The organism is Mycobacterium malmoense (assembly GCF_019645855.1).
GTDB lineage: Bacteria > Actinomycetota > Actinomycetes > Mycobacteriales > Mycobacteriaceae > Mycobacterium > Mycobacterium malmoense.
Genome location: NZ_CP080999.1, coordinates 2,904,716 through 2,927,287, shown reverse-complemented (window position 1 = coordinate 2,927,287; position 22,572 = coordinate 2,904,716). Strand labels below are relative to the sequence as shown.

Genomic DNA, 22,572 nt, shown 5'->3' with positions numbered 1-22,572 from the left:
CCTTCTTGACGACTCGCACGCAGAAAAGGTGACCCATGACCACAACCGAGGATCTGGCGCAACGGTTTGACGCGGACCGCCGGCACCTGAGGTCGGTCGCGTTTCAGCTGCTCGGCTCGGCGGCCGACGCCGACGACGCGGTGCAGTCGGCCTGGCTGAAGGCCAGCCGCGCCGACGTCGACACCATAGAAAACCTCACCGGCTGGTTTACGACGGTCACCGCGCGCGAGGCGCTCGACCAGCTTCGGGCGCGCAAGCGGCGCGCCGAGCAACCGCTGGCCGACTCCGACGAACTCGACCGGCTTGCCGGGACCGCTTCGGCGCCGGCGGACGAGGACGCGCTGCTGGCGGACTCCGTCAGCAGCGCGCTGCTCGTCGTGCTGGACCGGCTCTCACCCGCGCAGCGCGTCGCTTTCGTGCTGCACGACCTGTTCGGCGTGCCCTTCGAGACGATCGCCGGCGTCGTGGGCCGGACGCCGGCGGCCGCGAAGAAGCTCGCGAGCCGGGCCCGTGGGCGGCTGCACGCCGGTGCGGCCGCCGAACCGCGCCGCGCGGCCGAGCACGCCGAGATCGTGGACGCGTTTCTGGCGGCGTCCCGCGGCGGCGATATCGCCGCCCTGCTCGAGCTGCTGGCTCCCGACGTGGTCCGCCGGGTCGACGCGGCGCTGGTTCCCGCCGACGTGCCGACCGAACTGCGCGGGGCCACCGAGGTCGCCGAGGAGACCCGCCGCTTCGCCCAGCGCGCGAGGGCCGGCGCCGTCATGCTCATCGACGGTGTCCCGGGCATCGTGATCGCCCCGTACGGGCGCGCGCGGATCATGCTGCAGATCGGCGTCGGCGCCGACAACCGCATCCACACGATCGACATCACCGGCGACGCCGAGCGCCTGCGCCGGGCCGTCCTCACGCTGCCGCCGTCTCAGGAACACCACAGGCCCGTCGGGTACCAAATACCTCATGCGGAGCGCCATGCTCGATAAGCCGTTCGGACGGCGAAACCTGCTGCGCGGCGCCGGCGCGCTCACCGCGGCGTCGCTGGCGCCGTGGGCCGCCGGCTGCGCTCCCGACGACGACGCGCTGACGTTCTTCTTCGCGGCCAATCCCGACGAGCGCGATGCCAGGATGCGCATCGTCGACGAGTTCCGCCGCCGCCATCCCGACATCAAGGTCCGCGCGGTGTTGTCCGGGCCGGGCGTCATGCAGCAGCTGTCGACGTTTTGCGCCGGCGGCAAGTGCCCGGACGTGCTAATGGCATGGGAATTGACCTACGCCGAACTGGCCAACCGGGGAGTATTGCTGGACCTCAACACCATGCTGGCCCGCGACCAGGCTTTCGCGGCGGAACTGAAGTCGGACAGCATCGCGCCGCTGTACGACACCTTCACCTTCAACGGAGGCCAGTACGCGCTGCCGGAGCAATGGTCCGGAAACTACTTGTTCTACAACAAGCGGCTTTTCGCCGAAGCCGGTGTGCCGGCGCCGCCCACAACGTGGGAGCGGCCGTGGAACTTCACCGAATTCCTGGACACCGCCACCGCTCTGACCAAGCGGAACCGATCCGGGCGGGCCACGCAGTGGGGTTTCGTCAACACGTGGTTCTCGTACTACTCGGCCGGGCTGTTCGCCATGAACAACGGCGTGCCGTGGTCCACGCCGCGGACGAACCCGACCCATTTCAATTTCGACAACGATGCGTTCATCGAGGCGGTGCAGTTCTACGCCGACCTGGCCAACAAGCACAAGGTGGCGCCCAACGCATCCGAGACACAGTCGATGTCCACGCCCGATCTGTTCGCGTCGGGCAGGGCGGCGATCGCGCTGGGCGGCCACTGGCGATACCAGACGTTCATGCGCGCCGACGGACTGGACTTCGACGTCACCTCGTTGCCGATCGGGCCGGCACTCCCCAAGGGTCGCGCCGCCTGTTCCGACATCGGTGCCACCGGGCTGGCCATCTCGGCGGCCAGTCAGCGCAAGGAGCAAGCGTGGGAATTCGTGAAGTTCGCGACCGGCCCGGTCGGGCAGGAATTGATCGGTAAATCCTGCCTTTTCGTGCCGGTGCTGCGGTCCGCGCTCAACTCGGACGGATTCGCCAACGCCCACCGCAGGGTCGGCAACCTGGCCGTCCTCACCGAGGGGCCAACTTATTCGGAGGGCCTGCCGATCAGCACGCAGTGGGAAAAGATCAACGCGCTGATGGACCGCAACTTCGGTCCCGTTCTGCGAGGCTCCCGGCCGGCGACGTCGCTGGCCGGTCTGTCGCCTGCCGTCGACGAGGTGCTGCGCACTCCATGACATCGGCTGACGCAGGCGGAGGCTCCAAGGGCTCCGGTCCCTCGCGACGACGCGCCTGGGCCGGCCGCCTGTTTGTCGCGCCCAACCTGGCCGCGGTCGCCGTGTTCATGCTTTTCCCGCTGGGATTCTCGCTGTACATGAGCTTTCAGAATTGGGACGTGTTCAGACCGCCGAGGTTCGTGGGTTTGAAGAACTTCGGGGAGCTGTTCACGTCCGATCCGCTGTTTCTCATCGCGATCCGCAACACGGTGATTTTCACGCTGGGGACCGTCGTGCCGACGATCCTTATCAGCCTCGTCGTCGCGGGCGTGCTGAACCGGAAAGTCAGGGGCATCGGCGTCTTTCGCACGATTGTCTTTCTGCCGCTGGCCATCTCGTCGGTGGTGATGGCGGTGGTGTGGCAGTTCGTCTTCAACACCGATAACGGGCTGCTCAACATCATGCTCGGCTGGGTCGGGATCGGGCCGGTCCCCTGGCTGGTTCAACCCCGATGGGCCATGGCCTCGCTGTGCATGGTCAGCGTGTGGCGGAGCGTGCCGTTCGCCACCGTCGTGTTGTTGGCCGCGATGCAGGGCGTTCCCGAAACCCTCTACGAGGCCGCCAGAATCGACGGCGCGGGCGAGATACGGCAGTTCGTGTCCATCACGGTGCCGTTGATTCGCGGGGCGATGTCGTTCGTGGTGGTGATCTCGATCATCCACGCGTTTCAGGCCTTTGACATGGTCTACGTCCTGAACGGACCGAACGGCGGACCGGAATCCGCGACCTATGTCTTGGGCATCATGCTGTTTCAGCATGCGTTTTCGTTCCTGGAGTTCGGTTATGCGTCCGCGCTGGCGTGGGTGATGTTCGCCATCTTGCTGGTGTTGACCGTGCTGCAATTCCGGTTCACCCGGCGGCGTTCGTGGGAGGCTTCTCGTGGTCTTGGCTGAGCGCCCGGAGCGCATGGTCAAGCGCACCGTCGTTCGCGCCGTCGTCGTGTACACGGCGCTGGTCGGCATCGCATGGTGTGCGCTGTTCCCGATCGCCTGGGCGGTGTCTGGCTCGTTGAAGAAGGAAGGCGAGGTAACCGAGCCACGGCTGTTGCCGGCCCACCCGCAGTGGTCGAACTACACCGAGGTGTTCGCGCTGATGCCGTTCTGGCGGATGTTCTTCAACACCGTGCTGTACGCCGGATGCGTCACGGCGGGGCAGGTCTTCTTTTGCTCGCTGGCCGGATACGCGTTCGCGCGCTTGCAATTTCGCGGACGCGACACGCTGTTCGTCTTGTACCTGGGCACCCTGATGGTGCCGCTGACCGTGACGGTGATCCCGCAGTTCATCCTGATGCGGATCGCGGGATGGGTCGACACCCCGTGGGCGATGATCGTGCCGGGTTTGTTCGGCAGCGCGTTCGGCACCTATCTCATGCGGCAGTTCTTCCGAACGCTCCCAACCGATCTCGAGGAGGCGGCAATTCTGGACGGCTGCTCGCCATGGCAGATCTACTGGCGGATTCTGCTGCCGCACGCGAGGCCGGCGGTGATGGTGCTTGCCGTGCTCACCTGGGTTAACGTGTGGAACGACTTCCTGTGGCCGCTACTGATGATCCAGCGCAACAGCTTGGCGACGCTGACACTCGGCCTGGTCCGGCTGCGCGGCGAGTATGTCGCGCGCTGGCCGGTGATCATGGCGACTTCGATGCTGATCATGGTGCCGCTGGTCATCATCTACGCCGTCGCCCAGCGCACCTTTGTCCGAGGCATCGCCGTCACCGGGCTGGGCGGGTAGTCATGGCCTCGGTGAGTTTCGAGCAAGCGACGCGGCGCTACCCGGGAGCGGATCGACCGGCCCTGGACAGGCTCGATTTGGACGTCGGCGACGGCGAGTTCGTCGTTCTGGTCGGACCATCCGGATGCGGCAAGACGACCTCGCTGCGGATGGTGGCCGGGCTGGAGACGGTGGATTCCGGACGCATCCGGATCGGCGACCGTGACGTCACCAATGTCGATCCCAAGGACCGCGACGTCGCGATGGTCTTTCAGAACTACGCGCTCTACCCGCACATGACGGTGGCGCAGAACATGGGCTTTGCGTTGAAAATCGCCAAAACCCCGAAGGCCGACATCCGCCAGCAGGTGCTGGACGCGGCGAAATTGCTTGACCTGCAACCCTATCTGGACCGCAAACCCAAAGACCTTTCCGGCGGGCAGCGCCAGCGGGTGGCGATGGGGCGTGCGATCGTGCGCCGTCCGCAGGTGTTCCTGATGGACGAGCCGCTGTCGAATCTCGATGCCAAACTGCGGGTGCAGACCCGCAACCAGATCGCCGCGCTGCAACGGCGGCTCGGCACCACCACCGTGTACGTCACCCACGACCAGGTCGAGGCCATGACCATGGGCGACCGTGTCGCCGTGCTGTGCGACGGTGTGCTGCAACAGTTCACGACGCCCCGCGAGCTTTACCGCAACCCCGACAACGTGTTCGTCGCGGGATTCATCGGGTCCCCGGCGATGAACCTGTTCACCCTCCCGATAGTCGATTCCTCGGTGTCGCTGGGGGACTGGCCGATCCCGTTGCCGCGTGAAGTCGCCGGCGCCGCAAGCGAGGTCGTCGTTGGCGTCCGTCCAGAACATTTCGAGCTGGGTGGCTTCGGTGTCGAAATGGAAGTCGACGTGGTGGAGGAGCTCGGCGCAGACGCCTACCTGTATGGCCGAATCACGGGCCCCGGCAAGGTGATCGACCAGCCCGTCGTCGCACGCGCCGACGGGCGCCACCCGCCGGAAAAGGGCACCCGCGTCCGCCTGCACCCAGAACCCGGGCACCTGCACTTCTTCGGCATCGACGGACGCAGAATTTCTTGAGCATGTTCTCGCGTGCCGCGCACCCGCCATACACCACGATCGAGCTATGGTGGCGGCCGTGAGCGCAACGCGTGCCGACCTGGTGTGCGAAGGTGGCGGCGTCCGGGGGATCGGACTGGTTGGAGCGGTCGACGCGCTGGCCCAAGCCGGGTACCGGTTCCCCCGCGTCGCCGGTACCAGCGCGGGCGCGATCGTCGCGTCGCTGGTGGCTGCGCTCCAGGTTGCCGGTGAACCGCTGACCCGGCTCGCTGACGTGATGCGCGCCATCGACTATCGGAAGTTCCTGGACCGCAGCCTGATTGGGCGGGTGCCGTTGATCGGCGGGGGGCTGTCGTTGCTGGTGTCCGACGGTGTCTATCGTGGGGCCTACCTCGAACGGCTGCTGGCTGGATTGCTCGGTGATCTGGGTGTGCGGACCTTCGGCGACCTGCGTACAGGCGAAGAGGCCGAGCAGTTTGCCTGGTCCCTCGTTGTGACCGCCAGTGACCTGTCGCGGCGCCGGCTGGTTCGCATCCCGTGGGACCTCGGCTCCTATGGCATTGACCCGGACGGCTTCTCGGTGGCACGCGCGGTGCACGCCTCGGCAGCGATCCCGTATGTGTTCGAGCCCGTTCGGCCGGGTGGCGCCACCTGGGTCGACGGGGGCTTGCTGTCGGACTTTCCCGTGGAGCTCTTCGACCGACCCGAGCCGCGCTGGCCGACGTTCGGGATCCGGTTGTCGGCGCGTCCGGGCATTCCGCCCACCCATCCGGTGCATGGTCCGGTGTCGTTGGGAATCGCCGCGATAGAAACACTGGTGAGCAATCAGGACAACGCCTACATCGACGACCCGTGCACCGTTCGGCGCACCATCTTCGTGCCCGCCGAGGAGGTGAGCCCGATCGACTTCGACATCACCGCCGAACAACGCGAGGCTCTCTATCAACGCGGATTGCACGCGGGCCAAGAGTTTTTGAAGACATGGGACTACGCCGACTTCCTGGCCGCGTGCGGCGACCCGGCCAAACCGCCGTCTTAGCCAGACGCCGCCTACCCGCGCGGGCATCCGATCGCGTCAAGGCGGCGTTGCACGCGCGCGATGTCGTCCTGCAAGGGCATCTCGTTGGTGACGCGGATGATCGCCACCCCGACATCGACGGCGCTGATCGGTCCACGTCGATGCATGGTGAGTTCGCTTGTGATGGTGGCGATCTCGTCGTTGGATAGGCGTCGGCGAGACAGGGCTGCCAGCGGTATGTAACCGGTAGCCGGCATGCCGGTGGGGTATCCGGCACGCACAAAAGCGACGATGCTCGACACCCAATGGGATAGGTCCATACGTCCACCTCGCTAACCGCCAAACGCTGAGCACTAGCGGCATCTAGCAACCTAGCATTGGCGGCCTCATCAGCCCGGTAAGACAACGCAGTTATTTACAACTATTTTATGGAATTCCCGGGCTTATCCGCGAATCCTTAGCGCTTTGCGCCGCACCGAGCATGGGAGTTGCTACCTAACGCGGCTGGATGTTGGCGCGCCGTAACGATTTTTGGCCGCAAAGCTCCCTAGTATTGCCGCGTGGTGGATCGCTACGGAACCGATGTCCTCGCCGCGGGTCGGCGCAAGCCCCGTTCGACCGAGCACCCGGCCGAGCTCGGGACGGTGGTCGAGGACGCGGAGACCGGCTACGTCGGTGCGGTGGTGCGGGTCGAATATGGTCGCGTCGACCTGGAAGACCGGCACGGCCACACCCGTGGCTTTCCCCTGGGCCCTGGGTATCTGATCGACGGCCGCCCGGTGATCCTCACGGCGCCGCGACGCCCGGCGCCCACCGCCGCGGGGAAGACGGCGTCCGGCTCGGTGGCGGTGCCGGGTGCCCGCGCCCGGGTCGCCCGCGCCAGCCGGATCTACGTCGAGGGGCGCCACGACGCCGAACTCATCGCGCAGGTGTGGGGCGATGACCTGCGCATCGAGGGTGTCGTCGTCGAGCAGCTCGGTGGCATCGACGACCTGGTGGGCATCGTGGCGGAGTTCGGGCCCGGCCCGGGGCGCCGCCTGGGCGTGCTCGTCGACCACCTGGTCGCGGGTTCGAAGGAAGCGCGGATCGCCGATGCGGTGCGACGGGGACCGGGCGGCCCCCACACGCTTGTCGTCGGTCATCCCTACGTCGACATTTGGCAGGCGGTGAAGCCGCAGCGGCTCGATCTGACGGCCTGGCCAGACGTGCCGCGGCATATCGAGTGGAAGCGCGGCGCGTGTGCGGCGCTCGGATTGCCGCACACGGACCAGGCGGACATCGCCAGGGCCTGGCGGCACATCCGGTCGCGGGTGCGCGACTGGAACGACCTGGAGCCGGCGCTGATCGGCCGCGTCGAAGAGCTCATCGACTTCGTCACGCAGCCCGGCGAGCCCCACCGGTAATCCCCGCCAAGGGTCGCCGAGGAGAGCGTCATCATGCAAATGGAACCCTTTGGGGCGCAGTGTAAACGGCGTAGTTAATGGTAACTCGCAATATTCGGTTCCTCCTTTTTCGATCCTGCGTAGGCCGATTTGGGTGCTGTTGACGCGGCGGCGTCTTAACGCGAAACTGAATAAACCCAAAGAACACTCATGAGGTGGGCAATGTGGACAATCGCTTTCCGTCTGATCTCCATCGCCACCATGATGTTGGCATCGATGGCGATCGGGACGATCGTGTCACCGGTGGCCAGTCGGGCGGGTCCGTCCTGCGACCCGGGCCAGTGGTGGGACCCGACCGGTAAGGTGTGCCGGCCGCTGGGGGTCGGGCCGCAGCCGCTTGCGTGTGACCCTGGCCAATGGTGGGATCCGACGGCCAACGTATGTCGGCCGTTGGGTGTCGGGCCGCAACCCCTCGCGTGCGACAACGGGTGGTGGTGGGACCCGGGCACTAATGCCTGCCAACCACCGTTGCGGGCTCCGACCGGGTGACCGTACGGATGTCCAGGCCGAGGCTCGATGGATTGGAGTCGGTGCGCAGCGCCAGGTTCTGATTCTTTTCCACGTAGTCGCGCAGTCTGTGCTCGTACGCGGCGAAAGCCGGCTCGGGTCGATCATGTTGGACGAGTTCACTGGCCAACACGTAGGCGCCGGCGATCGCGATGCTGGTGCCCTGTCCCGACAGGAACGCCGGCGCGTTCGACGATGGCGGTGCGGCCCGCGTGCGAGTACAGGAAACCGGTTCCCGGAGCGAACATGTCGGCCGGACCGATCCGCCAGCTAAGTGACTCATGGTGGTGTCGATTTCGACCACCGGCAGTTGCACGCGACGCCGTGGGTGTTACTCGGCGTCACCCTCCGGGCTCCAGGTGTAGGGCAGCATCGGGGCTTGGAAACTCTCGTCGAGCACGCCGTCGGCCAGCTGGGTCAGGCCCCGGGCCCGGTTAGCAGAGGTTGTGACACCCAGGTGTCCGGCACCTTGGTCGGAGGCGGCGGCAAAGGGGAAGGCGTCGTCGGTGCTGGCAGACAGCGCCATGCGGCCATCGCCTTCTAGGCGCTCGCGGCGGTATTTTCGGCGCCGTCGTGTTCGGGCCACGGCCGCCGATTCGTCCGAAACCGCCGCCGTCGCGGCGCCCTTCGTCCGCAGTTCTCGAGTAGCCGCCGGCGTCCCGGCCGTCGGTGTGAAGCCTTCGGCGTCGGGGCCACCAGCCAGATAGGGCATCCCCGGCTGGCTGACGACGTTGGCGACAGTCGACGTGGGCGGCGCGGTGGCGGTGTTGGGCGCCGACGGTGCGCTGGACACTGCGCCCGCGTTGGTGGTCGCGCTCACCGTGGCCGCAGGCGGCGGGAGGCGATCGGCCGCCTCCTTCGCTGGGACCTGCTGTGCAGCGATTTCGGCTCCGGGGGCCGACTGGACACCGAGCAGTCCGAGCAGGCCCAACTGGGTGAGGCCGGAAATGAGCGACGCGAGGACTGGCCCGTACACCGTGATGGGATATCCCGTAACCACGCTGACGGCGAAGTTGAGCACTTGAGTGACGACGTAGACCACCCCCTGGATGACCGGGATCAGCACGTCGCCGAACGGACCCATTGAACCCAAAGAGTCGTACAGATTGGTCAGCAACTGTTCGAGCTGCGCGATGAGCTGGGACACCCAGCCGGGCTGGCCACTCTCGGCAGCCGCTCGGCTGGTTGTGGTGTCGTCGGCAAGGATCTTCGGTGCGGGAGGAGTAGCGGGGACGGCGGCGAGGCTGGATTCGGCGACCGCTTGATAGGTGGTCATGACGGTGGCTGCTTGCATCCACATCCGCCAATAGTCGGTCTCGTTCAACGCGATCGGGATGGTGTTGATACCGAAGAAGTTGGTGGCGACCAGCACTGCATGCAGGGTGTGGTTAGCGGCTAGTTCGGACAGGGTTGGCATGGCCGCCACCGCCGACTGGTAGGCGGTCGCCACCGTTTCGTGTCGGGCTGCTGCGGTACTGGCGGCGGCGCTGGTTATCTGCAGCCATGCCACGAAGGGCTGGTGTGCGGCCGCGTATTGCTCGGAGCTGCGACCCTGCCAGTGGGCGCGTGCCTCCGCGACACGGGCCTCGATCTCGGCGGCGATATCGGAGTAGGTGGCTGCCAGACTGTGCCAAGATCCGGCGGCGGTCAACAGCGGCCCGGCGCCTGGGCCAGCCGATAGCAGCGCTGAATGGGCCTCGGGCGGGATGGCGAGCCAGATCGGTGCGGTCACAGACCGCTCGTCGTTTCCGGGGACAGGAAGTTAGGCACGATTACCCAAAGGGTAGGGATGCCAGCGTAAATGTTGCCCCTGGATAACTGGCTGTTAGCTGAGAGCCACGGCTGGCCACCGTCGAGGTCGACGCGCCAGTGATCCAAGCGGACAAACGCGCCTCGATTTACCGGATGCCGAGGCACCTGACATTTTCGGACCCCCTTAGTTAGGCTAGGCTAAGTCAAGGTCCCGATCGGGGGACAGGAATCGGGTGCATGCAGGGCGTATACGGCGTTTTTATAGGCACTTTTCTCATCGGCCTGCGTGAAGGCCTGGAGGCGACGCTCATCGTGAGCATCGTCGGCGCCTTCCTCAAGCGCAACGGTCAGTCGACTCGTCCGATGTTTGCTGGTGTGGCTTTGGCCATGCTGATCAGCGTTGCGGTCGGTGTCGGCCTGGACCTGCTGTCGGCGACCCTGCCGCAGGCGCAGCAGGAGATGATGGAGACGGTCATCGGCGCCGTCGCCGTGGTCTTTGTGACGTCCATGATCATCTGGATGAGCCGCAACGCCGCCCGGCTCAGGGGCGAACTCGAGCGCGAGGCCCGGCAGGCGATCAACCGTGGCGGTGCGCTGGCCCTGGTTGCCATGGCCTTTCTGGCCGTTCTCAAGGAGGGCTTTGAGACGGCGGTGTTCCTGCTGGCGACCGCGCAGACGTCGCACGGCAGCCGCTGGTTCGCCATGCTGGGCGGCCTAACGGGCATCGCGATATCGATCGTGATCGGCGTCGGCCTGTACCACGGCGGCCTGAAACTCAATCTCGGTCGGTTCTTCCGAGTCACCGGGGTGCTTTTGGTGCTGATCGCCGCCGGACTGGTGCTGGGCGCGCTGCGCACCGCGCACGAGGCGGGCTGGGTGACCATCGGTCAACAACAGGTGTTCAACTTCTCACCATGGATGCCCCGCAACTCTGTGCAGGGCGCGCTGATCACCGGGCTGTTCGGCATACCCGCCGATCCGCGGCTCGTCGAGGTGCTCGCCTGGCTGCTTTACGTGATCCCTGTGCTCGTCATGTTCCTCTGGCCGGCTCGACTCGCTGCGGCGCCACGAGTCCGGCGCCGGTTGTTGGCTGCCACGTCGGCGATGTTGCTCATCGTGGCAGCGCTGCTGGCGATCATGGTTCCCGCCGGCGGGTCGACGCCGGGCGCGCGGACACGCACCGTGACCGACCGTCTGGGTCGCACCGCCAGCGTGTCGCTGATCACCAGACCGGACGGGCGTTCGCTGGCAATCACCGGCGAGGGCGGGTCGAATACCCGCAACATACAATTGGCCGCGGCCGGCGACGAATCCGTGGACGGTGTCCCCGTGCAGGTGTGGCAGACCACCGCTCCCGCGGACCCGGGCACCAGCGCGTCGGTGGTAACGCTGGAACAGCTATTGAGCTTGGCGGGTGGGCGGCTACCGGTGGGCCTGACGCCCGCTCGCACGCCGGGTCCGTTCCGGGCCCAATGGGTGGCCACCACCGTCTATACCGTTCTGGCCCAAGGGGACTCGGTGGTGAGCGCCCAGGCGGCCAGCAACCGCACCGCCGTGCTCACCGGCGGCGGGCTTACCGGGCCCAAGACCGTCAGCGTCGGCGGGTTGCCCACCGACTGGTCCACCGCCGGCCTCGAAGACGATGCGACGGCCGCGCGGATCAACGCGAACGCCCGCGAACGGGTGGAGCGACAGCTGTGGAAAGCCTGGCTTCCCTTGGTACTAGGCGCCTTCGCGGTGGCCTGCGCAGGCGCGTCGGTGCGTGGCGGCCGCACGCGAGCCGAACAGGAGAGGAAAACGATTGAGAGTGAATCCCACCGCCCGGGTAAGGTGCCGGTCTCGTGAAGTCTGTTGGGCAGCAGCGTCTTTGGTCGTAGTGTCCGGCGTAGCCGCGTGCGGTCACTCGAGTGGCAAATCGGCCCAGTCGGGTGGCGCCGGCGCGAACGCGGTCAACATCACCATGGCCAACAACGGTGGCAAGGACGATTGCGCGCTGAACACCACCAGCGTGCCGGCCGGGCCGGTAACCTTCACGGTGGTCAACACCGGCGCGCCGGGCATCACCGAAATGGAGTTGCTCAGGGACCAGCGGATCATCGGCGAAAAGGAAAACCTCGCGCCCGGCCTGGACCCGGTGTCCTTTACCGTCACCCTGGACGGCGGCTCCTACCAAATCTATTGCCCCGGCGCCGGCGCCGAATACCAAACCCTGACGGTCACCGGAAGGGCACCGGCGGCCCCGTCGGGCACGGTGGCGAGCGTCCTCAGCCAGGGCACCAAGGACTACGCGGCATACGTCGTCGGCCAAATCGGTCAGCTCAACGACGGCGTGAAGGCGCTCGACGCCGCCGTGCAGTCCGGCGACATCGACGCCGCGAAGACGGCCTACGCCAAGGCGCGGCTGTTCTGGGAGCGCACCGAAGCCAACGTCGAAGGCTTCGTCTTGCCGGGCTTCACCGTCGGCGACAACGCCGGCAACCTCGACTATCTGATCGACATGCGCGCATCCACCCCGGTCGACGCCAAAGTCGGGTGGAAGGGCTTCCACGCCGTCGAGCGCGACCTGTGGCAGGGCGGTGCGATCACCCCGGGCACCAAGGCGTTGAGCACCGAATTGGTCGGCAACGTAGGCAAATTGGAGGGTATCGTCGCCAACCTGCAGTACAAGCCGGAGGATTTGGCCAACGGCGCCGCCGACCTGATCGAAGAGGTACAAAACACCAAGATCACCGGTGAGGAGGAGGCCTTCAGCCACATCGACTTCGTCGATTTCTCGGGCAACGTCGAAGGCGCCCAACAGGCCTACGCCTCGCTGCGGCCCGGGCTGGAGAAGATCGACGGCAATCTCGTCAACCAGATCGACCAGCAGTTCCAGACGGTGCTCCGCACACTGGACGGCTACCGCGACCCGTCGGCGCTGGGCGGCTACCGGACGTACACCCCCGCGCTGCAGGCCAGCGACGCACCGAAACTGACCGCGGTCATCCAGCCGCTGCACCAGAGCCTGTCCACGGTCGCCCAAAAAGTCGTCTCGGCGAGCTGACCATGGCCGACGATCCGACGGAATCCGCCGACGACGACACCGCCGCGGTGTCGCGCCGGCGCATGCTCGGCGGCGCCGTGTTGGCCGGGCTCGCCGGCACGGCCGTCGGCGCCGCCGGTGGCGGCTTCGCCGGCTACGCGACGGCGGCCGCGCGTCGCCCAAGCGACGACGACACCGTCGACCTCCGCCGCAGTTACCCCTTCTACGGCCAGGTCCACCAGGGCGGAATCGCCACGCTCCCACAGCGTTACGCCGTGTTCATGTCCTTTGCGCTGGCCGCCGGCGCCGGCCGCGCCGATCTGCAAGCCCTGCTGGCGCGCTGGTCGGCGGCGGCCGCGGTCCTGCAGCAGGGAAAGCCCGTCGGCACCGTCCAGCCGCACGTCGATGTGCAGCCCCCCACCGATACCGGGGAGGCCTACGGCCTGAGCCCCGCCAGTCTCACCGTCACCATCGGGTTGGGGCCGTCGCTGTTCGGTGATCGTTTCGGGCTCGCCGGGCGGCGCCCCGCCGCGTTTACCGATCTGCCCCCGCTCAACGGCGACAACCTGGATCCTCGCCTGCATGGTGGCGACTTATCGGTGCAAGCCTGCGCCGACGACCCCCAGGTCTGCTACCACGCCGTGCGCAACCTGGCCCGCCTTGGCCGCAACATCGTGTCACCGTTCTGGGCCGTGCTGGGTTTCGGACGGGCCTCGGCCGGCCCGGGCCAGCAGACCCCACGAAACCTGTTGGGATTCAAGGACGGAACCCGCAATGTCACCACCGAGGCGGAGTACGCTCGTTACGTCTGGGTCGACAACAGCGACCAGCCCTGGATGAACGGGGGGACCTATCAAGTCGTCCGCAAGATCCGGATGCTGCTGGAGACCTGGGACGTCGACCGCATCGGCAATCAGCAGAAGATCTTTGGCCGCAGCAAGGAGGAAGGGGCGCCGCTGAGCGGCAACGCCGAATTCGACACGCCGAATTTCGCCGCCAAAGGCGCCGACGGCGAACCGCTCATCGATCCGCTGTCCCACGTCGCGCTGGCCGCCAGGGAGAACAACGACGGCGTCATGATCCGTCGACGCTCCTACAACTACACCGACGGACTGGATGCCAACGGCCAACTCAACGCCGGATTGCTGTTCATCTCGTATCAAAAAGATCCCGACGATTTTATTCGCTTGCAGAACCGGCTCGGCGCTCACGACCTGCTCAACGAATATATCCGCCACATCGGCTCAGCTATCTTCGCGATACCGCCCGCGCCCGAGAAAGGCCACTACATCGGGCAGGGCCTGTTCGGCTGAGCACACTCCCGCCGACCCACCACCCTTGGGGTCGCCGCGACGTTTCTAGCAAGCGACGCCCGGTGTCGTCCGGGCAAATCAATCTTGCGACCGTCACGTTCGGGCGGCCGCCGAGCACTAACGCCGTGAAAGATCGAAACCACCGAGACACGGAGGAATTTCATGACCGACGCACTCGTCATCGACGCCGAAGGCCTCGACCGGCTGTCCTGTAACGCCAAGGCCAACCCCGAAACCGGCAAGAAGACCCTGAAAGCCAAGACGGTATGTGAGACCGGGTTTCGCAACATGACCTACGTGCGTGACCTGGCGCCGATGCTGGTCGGCGAGCCACCCGCGCTGCTGGGCGACGACTCGGCGCCCAACCCCTCAGAGACCGCCCTGGCCGCGCTGGGCTCATGCATCTCGGTTGGCTTGCTGGCCAATGCCACTCACCGCGGCGTGACACTGACCAAGATCGAGGTCGAAATGGAAGGCGACATCGACATCTCCGCGGTATGGGGAGTGGGGGACACCCCGGAAGGCAAACGCCTCGGCTTCAGCGCCGTCCGCTGCACGGTGTCCCTGGCCGGAGACGCCGACGACGCGACACTCAAGGAGATCCACGACAACGCCATCGCCTGGTCGCCCGTCGTGAACACCTTCCGCAACCCGGTCAGCGTCGACTCGACCCTGGCCGTCGGCTAGGGGGCTGCGCATGAAACCACAAGAACAGGCGGTCCAGCCGTGACCACGACGATCGATGCCGCGACCGGCATGGTCGATCCGGAACTGCTGGCAGACATTCGCGCCCACGCCGATGTGTTGGACCGCGACGAGGACACGGCCCGTCGCAGTTTCGGGGCGCTCGGCGCCGCCGGTCTGCTCGGGCTCGGCGCGCCGGGCAACGTCGATGGACGGCTCCCGCAGATGGCCGACGTGATCGGCCTGATCTCCGGTGAATGCATGAGCACCGGATTCTCGCTGTGGGCCCACCGGATGGCGGTGGAGTACTTGCTCAGGGCCGCAACGCCCTTTAGCTTGGCGGCGGCCGAGCCGCTCCTCTCCGGAACTTCGCTGGGGGTGACCGGCATGGCGTCGGCCTTCAAGGACGCGGCCGGTTGCGGCAGTCTGGACCTCACGGCCACGCCCGTCGACGGCGGCTACCGGCTGAGCGGGACGATCAGGTGGGCCAGCAACCTGTACGACGACTCGTTGATGATCACCGCTGCCCGCACCGAGGCCGGCGAGAAGTTGATCGTGGCCGTGCCTTTGAACACGCCGGGTGTCGTCCTGGGCGACCACTTCGCGCTGCTGGCCATGGGTAGTACCGCCTCGTCGTACCTGAAACTGCAAGACGCGTTTATTACTTCAGAGCAGGTGTTGTCGACCGGCTTCGAGGGATTTCTGAACGCCGTCCGGCCCACCTTCCTCGTTCTGCAGTCGGCCATGTGCATTGGGCTAACGAAAACCACTGTGGCGCAAAGCAAACTCGGACTGACCGGGGTGAACGCGGTGTTCGCCGCCGAAGCCGACGAGGTAGCACGAAAGCTCGCCGCGGCGGAATTATCGCTGGCGAGCGCTGCCGCATCCGTCGGCGGGGCGCAACCGCCCAGCAAGAGGGAATTGCTGTCCTTACGGCTCCTTGCGGCCGAGATCGCTAGTGCTAGTGCGGCTTTGGAGATCCGAACCGCAGGCGGCAAGGGCTACGCAAGTAGGACGCCGGCGAGCCGGCGCTACCGTGAGGCCGCTTTCATTCCCGTCCAGTCGCCGTCGGAGGCCCAACTGCGGTGGGAACTTGACCGATGCCAGTGAGCGGCTGCCCGGGTCAACGGTGACTCCGGCGGCGCCGCCAACGCCCGAGGCCATCGAACCCGAGCGTCTGGTCGGCGGCATTCCGCTGACCAGTTTGGTGCGCGACTATCACCGGCCGATGGTGAATTTCGCCCGCACGATGGTGAATTCACCGACGATGGCCGAAGAAGCGGTGCAGGAGGCATGGGTGCAGGTTCTGCAGTCGTCGAGCTCGTTCGAGGGGCGTTCGTCGGTGGCCACCTGGTTATTCGCAATCGTCAAGCACACCGCCGCACGCTATCGGCGCCGGGAGTCGCGGATCCGCGAGCATGAGGTGCTGGCCACCGAGGACGCCGACCCGCTGGCGGGCCGCATGTACCCCGCCGGCCACCCCGATGCTGGGCACTGGAGCGCTCCGCCGTCAGGGCGGTTCCTCCCCGAAGACCACACCGTGGCAAGCGAACTCGTCGGGCACGTGCGGGCGGCGCTGGACGCGCTGCCGGATCGACAACGGCAGTTGGTCATCCTGCGTGACCTCGTCGGCGCGTCAGGCGAAGAGGCCGCGGCGATCCTCGAACTGTCCGCCGAGGCGCAGCGCGCTCTGCTCTACCGCGCCCGGGGAAACCTCCGAAACGTACTAGAGAAGCGGTACCAACGATGACTATCCACGACAACACAGTCCCCGCGATCGACTGCGTCGATTTCGTCCGGCTCGTCGACGACCTTGTCGATTCCGACCCACGACAGTGGGGACCGATCGTCGCCAAGCACCTCGACGAGTGCCCCCCGTGCCTGGTCTATCTGCAACAGATGCTCGACCTCAAAGTGCTGCTCAACCACGTCTTCGACGGGGAAAGGCTGAGCGACAAGGACATTGCCGGGGTCATCGACGCGATCAATAACTTTAGGGAGTAACCATCACGGGTGACAATCGACGCTTAGGCGCCGGGCAACTTCGCCGTCTCTGTGGGAAGCCAAATCGCATCATTGGTTGCCACCATCTCAAGACGCTCTGAGTCCGTAAAGGTCGGCTTGTTGACTCTGCGCCTACCAGGCAAAAGTGCGAGTAGAGAGCCTGGTCAGCGCAGAGTCATCCCTGAAGGGGTGGGGTTGTGTCAAGTGTGTCGTGCTGCTGTTTTGTCCGTTTTCGGGGTCTGTGCGGGCAGCGCTGAATAAGGGGCGCGGTCAAGACGGAGCGCCCGCAGCGTAGCGAGGACGAACGGTCTTGACCGCGACGCGCTTCAGCGCAGACTTGGCCCAGAAACCGAAACGGCGGGTCCCTATGGTGTTGTGGGGTGAAGCGTCCCGTCTCCAGTGCGATGCGAATCGCGGGCGGCAGGGCCGAATTTTTCCCCGGCTGCCGGTCATCCCTTCGCCAGTGGCATGGAGCGGTGCGGCTCGCGGTATGCGGGGTCAATCAACGTGACGGCCACGCCCCGAGGGGAGGCCAGACTCTGCGGCGACCACGCGTATACCGTGTCCAGGGCTCACGCTGCGTCCTTGGCCAGTGCACGGATACGTTCGTCACGCAGGCCGTAATAGACCAGGGTGAGCAGCTTGCGAGCCGCGGCGATCTTGGCGATGTTTTTCCGCGCCGGGCCGCGATCCGGTCTTTGTCGGCGGTGATCTTCGCCGTGGTCTTGCGTTGAATCGCCCGACGGCCGCCCAACGCACCAGCTTGGATCCCTGTTTGGTGATATGCCCGCGATGGACCACGGTGTCAGACTCGTAGTGACGTGGTGTCAGCCCCGCCCAGCAACATAGTCGATCAGGATCGGGGAATCGGTGCACGTCGCCGATCTCGGCGACAAAGATGGCCGCCAAGACCGGCCCGACACCGGGCAACGCTTGGATCGCATGGTAACCGTCGTGGCGACGCAATTCGGTGGCGATGCGGGCTGCCAGGGCTTGCTCCTCGGCATCGAACATGTCGATCAGGTGCAGCAGCGAGGCCACCTTCTGGGCGTACACACCGGACAATGGTGTGCGTTCTAGGTGCTTGCGGGCAGTCATGCCGAACAGGTCCGAGGCCACGATCAACACCCCGGCCTTAGCGAGCACGGCGTGCACCTGGGCTTTCAAACCCGACCGCAGCGCCACCAGCTTGGCGCGGTAACGGACCAGCTCACGCAGCTCCCGCGTCGCCGGCGGCGCGATCCATGCCTCCGGTAACCGGTTCATCCGCAGCAGATCCGCCAGATCATTAGCATCGCGCACGTCGTTTTTTACTCGGCGATAACGGAATCCCTTGACACCCAATGGATGTGCTAAATGCACGCTCGCGCCGGCCGCCTGAAGGACATCGACTGCCCAATACCAACCGTAGGTCGCTTCGAGCACCACCTCCGGGCTCGATCCGGCCCGCTCGATCTCTAGCCCCAACACCACGGGATCGTTGACGATCCGAACCACCGAGAGCTGCTCGCCAGTATCGGTTTGGCGGACAATCACCGAACGTTGACGATGCAGATCAATCCCGACGAACTGTTTTCCGTCATACTCACTCATTAGGGGCCTCCCTTACTTCGTGGAAAGTGAGCACCCCCAGCATCCGCCGGGAACGTCACGGGGAGCGGAGGCCCCGCCCCTTCATCGCATCAAAGTCGACGACAAGCAACCCCGCCGAATCGATGCCAACAGCGTGCTAGTGGGCCCGGGTCGAGTGCAGCTGCTAGCGATCTCGCGTGTCGATCGACCATATCGTCGTGCAGCCGGGACATTGCAGGTTGACCCGTGTCGCTTGATTGCTCAACAAATACTGCCAGTGTGAACCGCAGTTGCGGTTGCTGCGGCACTCCGAGCACTTGTTGCGGCCCCAGTCGCAATTTGGGCAGGGCAGCCAAGCGCGCCGGGAAGCATCGGCGTCCGGATCAATCGGCAACGTAACCGTCACAGTAAGCCTTTCTCAACAATCCGGATTAGGTTAGGCTAACCACAGCTCTGAGGCAACCTTTACCAAGAGTGCGCCGGCTCACACCCTTGCTCGCTTCTCCCATAGCTGGGGTGCGGTGGCATAGCGAAATCGGCTGCGGCAGAGGTGGTTTCGATAATTAACGCTGCAACAGATGGGCCGTGACGTTAACCCTGCAAACTCTTCGTCGTTGATACCACCTTGGGCCGAAGCGCCACCAGCAGCGCTCCGGCGGCGAAAATCGACGCTATCACCCAGGGAAAGCGCCCGCCCGGAGCGAAGCCTTCCGCGGCGACGAACGCCAGGCCGTACGCCGCCATCGCCGCGCCGGTCAGCATCACCGGTTCACCCCAGCGCTCCGTGAGCGGGATACCGAGCATCGGCAGCGGCGCCGCAAACAGGCGCCGCCCCCACCACAACAGCATCATTTCGACCGCCGTCACGAGGCCGAGGACGGCCACCCATTCCAGCCGGGCCAGCCACCAATCCGCCGTTCCTTCGATCGGTTGCGGCAACAGTCCGGCCGGGTAGCCGACGACCGCCACGATCACGACGGGAATCATGTGCCACAGGTAAAGGGCCATCACGTTGTCATTGGCGACGGACAGCACGCGCCGGACGGGGCCGGCGCGCAGCCCGCGGTTGAGCATCGGCGCCAGCGTGATCACCAGTCCCGCCTGCGCGAATCCGAACGCCAACATCGCCACGGTCGGCGGCGTCGTATTGTCGACGGTTTGACCGGGAACGCCGATCATGCTGACCGGGTAAGTTCCCCGCCAAATCAGCAGAGTCAGCGCGACCGCGGACCCGGCCGCCAGCAGCGCCGCCCTCCGATCGGTGAATAGCCCACCGTGCCAAGCGATTCCGAGCTGATAAAGCGCCCCCCAGCACAGCAGGTAGTTCAGCCAGCCCAGGTACGGCACGTGCCCACCGATCGAGGCGACGTCGACCACCGCGACCGCCACGGCGAGCGCGCCCGGCACCCATAGTCCCCAACGGTGTTGTGCGGCAATCGCAATTGGCGTCAGCGACACCACCAGCACGTAGACGGCGAGGAACCACAGGTGCATCGCCACCGCCCAACCCGCGTATTCCAGCACCGAACCCGCCACGTGGTAGGCACCCAACACCACCACAACCACCGACACCAGCGCGGCGTACACCGCTGTCGGACCGAGCACCCGGGCCAGTCGGCGCCGCAGCCACGTCTGGCGCGACACACCGCCGGTCTCGCGCCGATGCTTCCAGGACACCGCGCCGGCGTAGCCGGCCACCAGGAAGAACGTCGGAACCGCCTGGAAAGGCCACGTCAGCCACTGAGTCCAGGGCATGTCGACGAGCGGGTTCTGCCGGCCGAATTGCCCGTCGTGATAGGTCACCGATCCGGCCAGCCAATGCCCCAGCACGATGAGGACCACCCCGGACACGCGATAGAAATCCACCGCCAGATTGCGGGCCGGTCGCGCGGAGTCTGCGCGGTCCATCAGGTCGCGGGAACGTCGATGCGGTGCACCCGCGCAACGGTACCCGTCCCGTGGCTTGAAGCCGTTGGGCGCACAATGGCCCGATGAAACAAGCTCAGCTCGCCGAACTCGAAGTGGGACGCCTCGGCCTGGGCGCGATGGGCATGTCCGTCGCCTACGCCGGCGCCGGCAGCGACGAGGCCGAATCCATCCGCACCATCCATCGCGCCATCGACCTGGGTGTCACGCTGATCGACACCGCCGAGGTCTATGGCCCCTACGTCAACGAAGAACTCGTCGCCCGGGCGCTGCAGGGCCGGCGAGACCAGGTGGTGCTGGCGACCAAGTTCGGCCTGATCTCCCACACGGGCCGCAGTGGCCTCGACAGCAGCCCCGCCAATATCCGTATCGCCGTGGACGGTTCACTGCGCAGGCTGGCGACCGACCGCGTTGACCTCTACTACCAACATCGCCTCGATCGCGGGACTCCGATCGAAGACACGATCGGAGCGTTGGCCGAGTTGGTCGCCGCGGGCAAGATCCGACACATCGGCCTTTCCGAAGTCGGAGTGAACACCATCCGCCGCGCGCACGCCGTGCATCCCGTCACCGCCGTGCAATCCGAATACTCGCTGTGGACCCGCGACCCCGAAGATGGGGTGCTCGACGTATTGCGGGAACTGGGAATCGGATTCGTCGCCTACTCGCCTCTGGGCCGTGGCTTTCTCACCGGTGCGATCCGCTCCACCGAGGAGCTGCCCGACGGCGACTACCGCAAGACCAACCCGCGATTCTTCGACGAGAACTTCCGGCACAACCTGGAGAGCGCGGACGAGCTGCGCGACATCGCCGCCGACGTCGGCGCCTCTCCGGCCCAGGTCGCGTTGGCCTGGTTGCTGGCGAAAGGCCCCGACATCGTGCCCATTCCGGGAACCAAACGCGTTGCGCGCCTTGAGGAAAACGTCGCCGCCGACGCGCTCGAACTCACCCCCGAGCACCTGACCAGGCTCGACCGGCTCACCCCGCCCGTCGGGGGACACCACGCCGAAGCGCAAATGGGATGGATCGACCGTTAGACATGAGGGCGGCGGATGTCACCAACGGCCAGCGCCGCCGAGCCATATTTCTTCTCGATCAGCGTCCACGGGCAGGCGTACGGGCCTCGTCCCTCGGCCCGGCGCTGCAGTTTGAGGGCCGCGCGCAGCACGGGCCGAAACATCGGGCCCAGCGCTTTCAACACCGGGCGTAGGCGGCCCTGCGACTCGGTGACCCAGGCCAGCGTCTGGGGCCAGTCGTGCTGTTGGAAGTCCAGTAACGCCTGCGATTCGGTGGTGTCGAACCAGCCGGTGAAACTCCAACCGCGGTCGTCGTCGGGGTCGCCGGGCAGGCTCGCAGAAGGGCCGAGGCGGCCCAAGCCGACGGCGGCCATCACGTCATCCTCGAGGTCGCGCTGCAGCAGCACATACGATTCGTTTCCGCCGATGAGCAGCACTTTGCCCGCGATCGTGGCCGCGCGATCGACGCCGTTGGCGAATGCCAGCGCCACGTCACGCGCGTCCACCGCGTGGATGCGGTTGTCGCCCGGCATCGAACGCATCAGGAGCAAGTAGTCGCCGTTGAGGCTCGCCTGGGTGTCCGGCGAGATGACCCCGCCGAGTCGGAACAGCGCGTAGGGCAGGCCGCTGGCGCGGATGGCCGCCTCGGCCAACACCTTGTCCTGGCCGTACTGATCGATGGGGCGTACCGGGGTGTCCGGGGTGATCCGCTCCGGATAGCGGTAGGGGTTGCGTGATCCGTACACCGCCGCGCTGGATGCCATCAGGAATAGCGGTGGATGCGACAGCGCGGCGGCCGCCGTCAGCAGATTCTCGGTACCACCGACGTTGACTCGCCTGGCCAGCGCGGGATTGCGGTACGACGGCGGCGAAACGATCGCCGCGAGATGGACGATCGCGTCGGGCCGATAAGTCGCGACCAGATCGCGCACCTGCGCGGCATCGAGTAGATCGACGTAGGCCGCAACGAGCTTCCCGGGACCGGCCGACAATTCCTCTTGGGCGGCAACGGTTTTGTCGTTGCGAAGGTCTGTCGCGATGACGGTTCGGCCCCGGTCGAGCAGGATCTGCGTGCATCGCTTCCCGACCTGTCCGAACGCCCCGGTGACCAGGATGGTGGTGACGGTCATCGGCGTGTTACCGCTCGGCCGGCTTTCCGCGAGACGCGCCAAGCGTGACATTTCACTCGGGAAGTGTAA

The 22,572-nt window shown here is 66.1% G+C and carries 21 protein-coding genes; 15 read left to right on the top strand and 6 right to left on the bottom strand.

All coding sequences use genetic code 11. The annotated features are described in order from the left end of the window. The first annotated feature begins 35 nt into the window (after window positions 1-35). From K3U93_RS13640 to K3U93_RS13615, 6 genes are read left to right on the top strand one after another with little or no spacing between them, the layout of a single operon-like run. Window positions 36-980 carry a sigma-70 family RNA polymerase sigma factor gene (locus tag K3U93_RS13640; protein WP_083012856.1) on the top strand — a complete coding sequence of 315 codons (945 nt, stop codon included), beginning with the start codon at window positions 36-38 and terminating at the stop codon, window positions 978-980. Then, window positions 970-2,295: an ABC transporter substrate-binding protein gene (locus tag K3U93_RS13635; RefSeq protein ID WP_083012864.1), complete on the top strand. Its 1,326-nt coding sequence runs from the start codon at window positions 970-972 to the stop codon at window positions 2,293-2,295. Before K3U93_RS13640 ends, K3U93_RS13635 begins: the two co-directional genes overlap by 11 nt. Beyond that, the gene (locus tag K3U93_RS13630) at window positions 2,292-3,227 is read left to right on the top strand and encodes a carbohydrate ABC transporter permease (RefSeq protein WP_083012853.1); all 936 of its coding nucleotides are present in this window, start codon (window positions 2,292-2,294) and stop codon (window positions 3,225-3,227) included. Before K3U93_RS13635 ends, K3U93_RS13630 begins: the two co-directional genes overlap by 4 nt. A 13-nt stretch (window positions 3,228-3,240) precedes the next feature. Further along, a complete protein-coding gene (locus K3U93_RS13625) occupies window positions 3,241-4,065 on the top strand; it encodes a carbohydrate ABC transporter permease (protein ID WP_083012851.1) in 825 nt (274 codons plus the stop codon). 2 nt (window positions 4,066-4,067) lie between these two features. After that, entirely contained in the window at window positions 4,068-5,138 is a 1,071-nt protein-coding gene (locus K3U93_RS13620) for an ABC transporter ATP-binding protein (protein WP_071511607.1), read from the top strand. 49 nt (window positions 5,139-5,187) lie between these two features. Next, window positions 5,188-6,156: a patatin-like phospholipase family protein gene (locus tag K3U93_RS13615; RefSeq protein WP_139797227.1), complete on the top strand. Its 969-nt coding sequence runs from the start codon at window positions 5,188-5,190 to the stop codon at window positions 6,154-6,156. 11 nt (window positions 6,157-6,167) lie between these two features. Here the strand turns inward: K3U93_RS13615 and K3U93_RS13610 are convergent, their stop codons facing one another. Next, a complete protein-coding gene (locus tag K3U93_RS13610; protein WP_071511605.1) occupies window positions 6,168-6,455 on the bottom strand; it encodes a DUF3349 domain-containing protein in 288 nt (95 codons plus the stop codon). 240 nt (window positions 6,456-6,695) lie between these two features. On the opposite strand from K3U93_RS13610, the gene K3U93_RS13605 reads away from it, so the two are divergent. After that, window positions 6,696-7,538, top strand: a complete 843-nt coding sequence (locus tag K3U93_RS13605) for a DUF3097 domain-containing protein (protein ID WP_083012848.1) — start codon at window positions 6,696-6,698, stop codon at window positions 7,536-7,538. A 487-nt stretch (window positions 7,539-8,025) separates the two neighbouring features. Here the strand turns inward: K3U93_RS13605 and K3U93_RS24910 are convergent, their stop codons facing one another. After that, window positions 8,026-8,400, bottom strand: coding sequence for a hypothetical protein (locus tag K3U93_RS24910; protein WP_083012843.1), 375 nt, complete (start codon window positions 8,398-8,400; stop codon window positions 8,026-8,028). 15 nt (window positions 8,401-8,415) lie between these two features. After that, complete coding sequence (locus K3U93_RS13595) at window positions 8,416-9,816, bottom strand: PPE family protein (protein ID WP_083012840.1); 1,401 nt, start codon at window positions 9,814-9,816, stop codon at window positions 8,416-8,418. A gap of 257 nt (window positions 9,817-10,073) precedes the next feature. On the opposite strand from K3U93_RS13595, the gene efeU reads away from it, so the two are divergent. From efeU to K3U93_RS13560, 7 genes are all read left to right on the top strand, one after another. Further along, window positions 10,074-11,681 carry an iron uptake transporter permease EfeU gene (efeU, locus tag K3U93_RS13590; RefSeq protein ID WP_083012837.1) on the top strand — a complete coding sequence of 536 codons (1,608 nt, stop codon included), beginning with the start codon at window positions 10,074-10,076 and terminating at the stop codon, window positions 11,679-11,681. A 31-nt stretch (window positions 11,682-11,712) separates the two neighbouring features. Further along, window positions 11,713-12,879 carry an iron uptake system protein EfeO gene (gene efeO / locus K3U93_RS13585; protein ID WP_176220087.1) on the top strand — a complete coding sequence of 389 codons (1,167 nt, stop codon included), beginning with the start codon at window positions 11,713-11,715 and terminating at the stop codon, window positions 12,877-12,879. Window positions 12,880-12,881: 2 nt separating this feature from the next. Next, the gene (gene efeB / locus K3U93_RS13580) at window positions 12,882-14,171 is read left to right on the top strand and encodes an iron uptake transporter deferrochelatase/peroxidase subunit (RefSeq protein WP_083012835.1); all 1,290 of its coding nucleotides are present in this window, start codon (window positions 12,882-12,884) and stop codon (window positions 14,169-14,171) included. Between the two features lie 162 nt (window positions 14,172-14,333). Further along, window positions 14,334-14,858 (top strand): OsmC family protein, encoded by a 525-nt coding sequence (locus tag K3U93_RS13575; RefSeq protein ID WP_071511599.1) that lies wholly within the window; start codon window positions 14,334-14,336, stop codon window positions 14,856-14,858. 39 nt (window positions 14,859-14,897) lie between these two features. After that, window positions 14,898-15,965: an acyl-CoA dehydrogenase family protein gene (locus K3U93_RS13570; protein WP_083012832.1), complete on the top strand. Its 1,068-nt coding sequence runs from the start codon at window positions 14,898-14,900 to the stop codon at window positions 15,963-15,965. A 19-nt stretch (window positions 15,966-15,984) separates the two neighbouring features. Continuing rightward, the gene (locus K3U93_RS13565; protein WP_083012830.1) at window positions 15,985-16,605 is read left to right on the top strand and encodes an RNA polymerase sigma factor; all 621 of its coding nucleotides are present in this window, start codon (window positions 15,985-15,987) and stop codon (window positions 16,603-16,605) included. After that, the gene (locus K3U93_RS13560; RefSeq protein ID WP_083012828.1) at window positions 16,602-16,859 is read left to right on the top strand and encodes a hypothetical protein; all 258 of its coding nucleotides are present in this window, start codon (window positions 16,602-16,604) and stop codon (window positions 16,857-16,859) included. The genes K3U93_RS13565 and K3U93_RS13560 overlap by 4 nt, the downstream gene beginning before the upstream one ends. Window positions 16,860-17,468: 609 nt before the next feature. Here the strand turns inward: K3U93_RS13560 and K3U93_RS13555 are convergent. Both K3U93_RS13555 and K3U93_RS13550 read right to left on the bottom strand, forming a co-directional pair. Then, complete coding sequence (locus K3U93_RS13555) at window positions 17,469-18,452, bottom strand: IS110 family RNA-guided transposase (RefSeq protein WP_230981225.1); 984 nt, start codon at window positions 18,450-18,452, stop codon at window positions 17,469-17,471. 570 nt (window positions 18,453-19,022) lie between these two features. Further along, complete coding sequence (locus tag K3U93_RS13550; RefSeq protein ID WP_083011050.1) at window positions 19,023-20,339, bottom strand: acyltransferase family protein; 1,317 nt, start codon at window positions 20,337-20,339, stop codon at window positions 19,023-19,025. 83 nt (window positions 20,340-20,422) lie between these two features. Between K3U93_RS13550 and K3U93_RS13545 the strand changes: the two genes are divergently transcribed. Beyond that, complete coding sequence (locus tag K3U93_RS13545) at window positions 20,423-21,394, top strand: aldo/keto reductase (RefSeq protein ID WP_083011051.1); 972 nt, start codon at window positions 20,423-20,425, stop codon at window positions 21,392-21,394. Here K3U93_RS13545 and K3U93_RS13540 read toward each other — a convergent pair. Then, entirely contained in the window at window positions 21,391-22,503 is a 1,113-nt protein-coding gene (locus tag K3U93_RS13540; RefSeq protein WP_083011052.1) for an NAD-dependent epimerase/dehydratase family protein, read from the bottom strand. The genes K3U93_RS13545 and K3U93_RS13540 overlap by 4 nt on opposite strands. Between the last annotated feature and the right edge of the window lie 69 nt (window positions 22,504-22,572).

Bases quoted from the DNA above. Each gene is read 5' to 3' on its own strand.
- K3U93_RS13640 (WP_083012856.1), top strand. From the start codon at position 36: ATGACCACAACCGAGGATCTGGCGCAACGGTTTGACGCGGACCGCCGG.
- K3U93_RS13635 (WP_083012864.1), top strand. From the start codon at position 970: ATGCTCGATAAGCCGTTCGGACGGCGAAACCTGCTGCGCGGCGCCGGC.
- K3U93_RS13630 (WP_083012853.1), top strand. From the start codon at position 2,292: ATGACATCGGCTGACGCAGGCGGAGGCTCCAAGGGCTCCGGTCCCTCG.
- K3U93_RS13625 (WP_083012851.1), top strand. From the start codon at position 3,241: ATGGTCAAGCGCACCGTCGTTCGCGCCGTCGTCGTGTACACGGCGCTG.
- K3U93_RS13620 (WP_071511607.1), top strand. From the start codon at position 4,068: ATGGCCTCGGTGAGTTTCGAGCAAGCGACGCGGCGCTACCCGGGAGCG.
- K3U93_RS13610 (WP_071511605.1), bottom strand. From the start codon at position 6,455: ATGGACCTATCCCATTGGGTGTCGAGCATCGTCGCTTTTGTGCGTGCC.
- efeU (WP_083012837.1), top strand. From the start codon at position 10,074: ATGCAGGGCGTATACGGCGTTTTTATAGGCACTTTTCTCATCGGCCTG.
- efeB (WP_083012835.1), top strand. From the start codon at position 12,882: ATGGCCGACGATCCGACGGAATCCGCCGACGACGACACCGCCGCGGTG.
- K3U93_RS13575 (WP_071511599.1), top strand. From the start codon at position 14,334: ATGACCGACGCACTCGTCATCGACGCCGAAGGCCTCGACCGGCTGTCC.
- K3U93_RS13560 (WP_083012828.1), top strand. From the start codon at position 16,602: ATGACTATCCACGACAACACAGTCCCCGCGATCGACTGCGTCGATTTC.
- K3U93_RS13555 (WP_230981225.1), bottom strand. From the start codon at position 18,452: ATGAGTGAGTATGACGGAAAACAGTTCGTCGGGATTGATCTGCATCGT.
- K3U93_RS13550 (WP_083011050.1), bottom strand. From the start codon at position 20,339: ATGGACCGCGCAGACTCCGCGCGACCGGCCCGCAATCTGGCGGTGGAT.
- K3U93_RS13545 (WP_083011051.1), top strand. From the start codon at position 20,423: ATGAAACAAGCTCAGCTCGCCGAACTCGAAGTGGGACGCCTCGGCCTG.
- K3U93_RS13540 (WP_083011052.1), bottom strand. From the start codon at position 22,503: ATGACCGTCACCACCATCCTGGTCACCGGGGCGTTCGGACAGGTCGGG.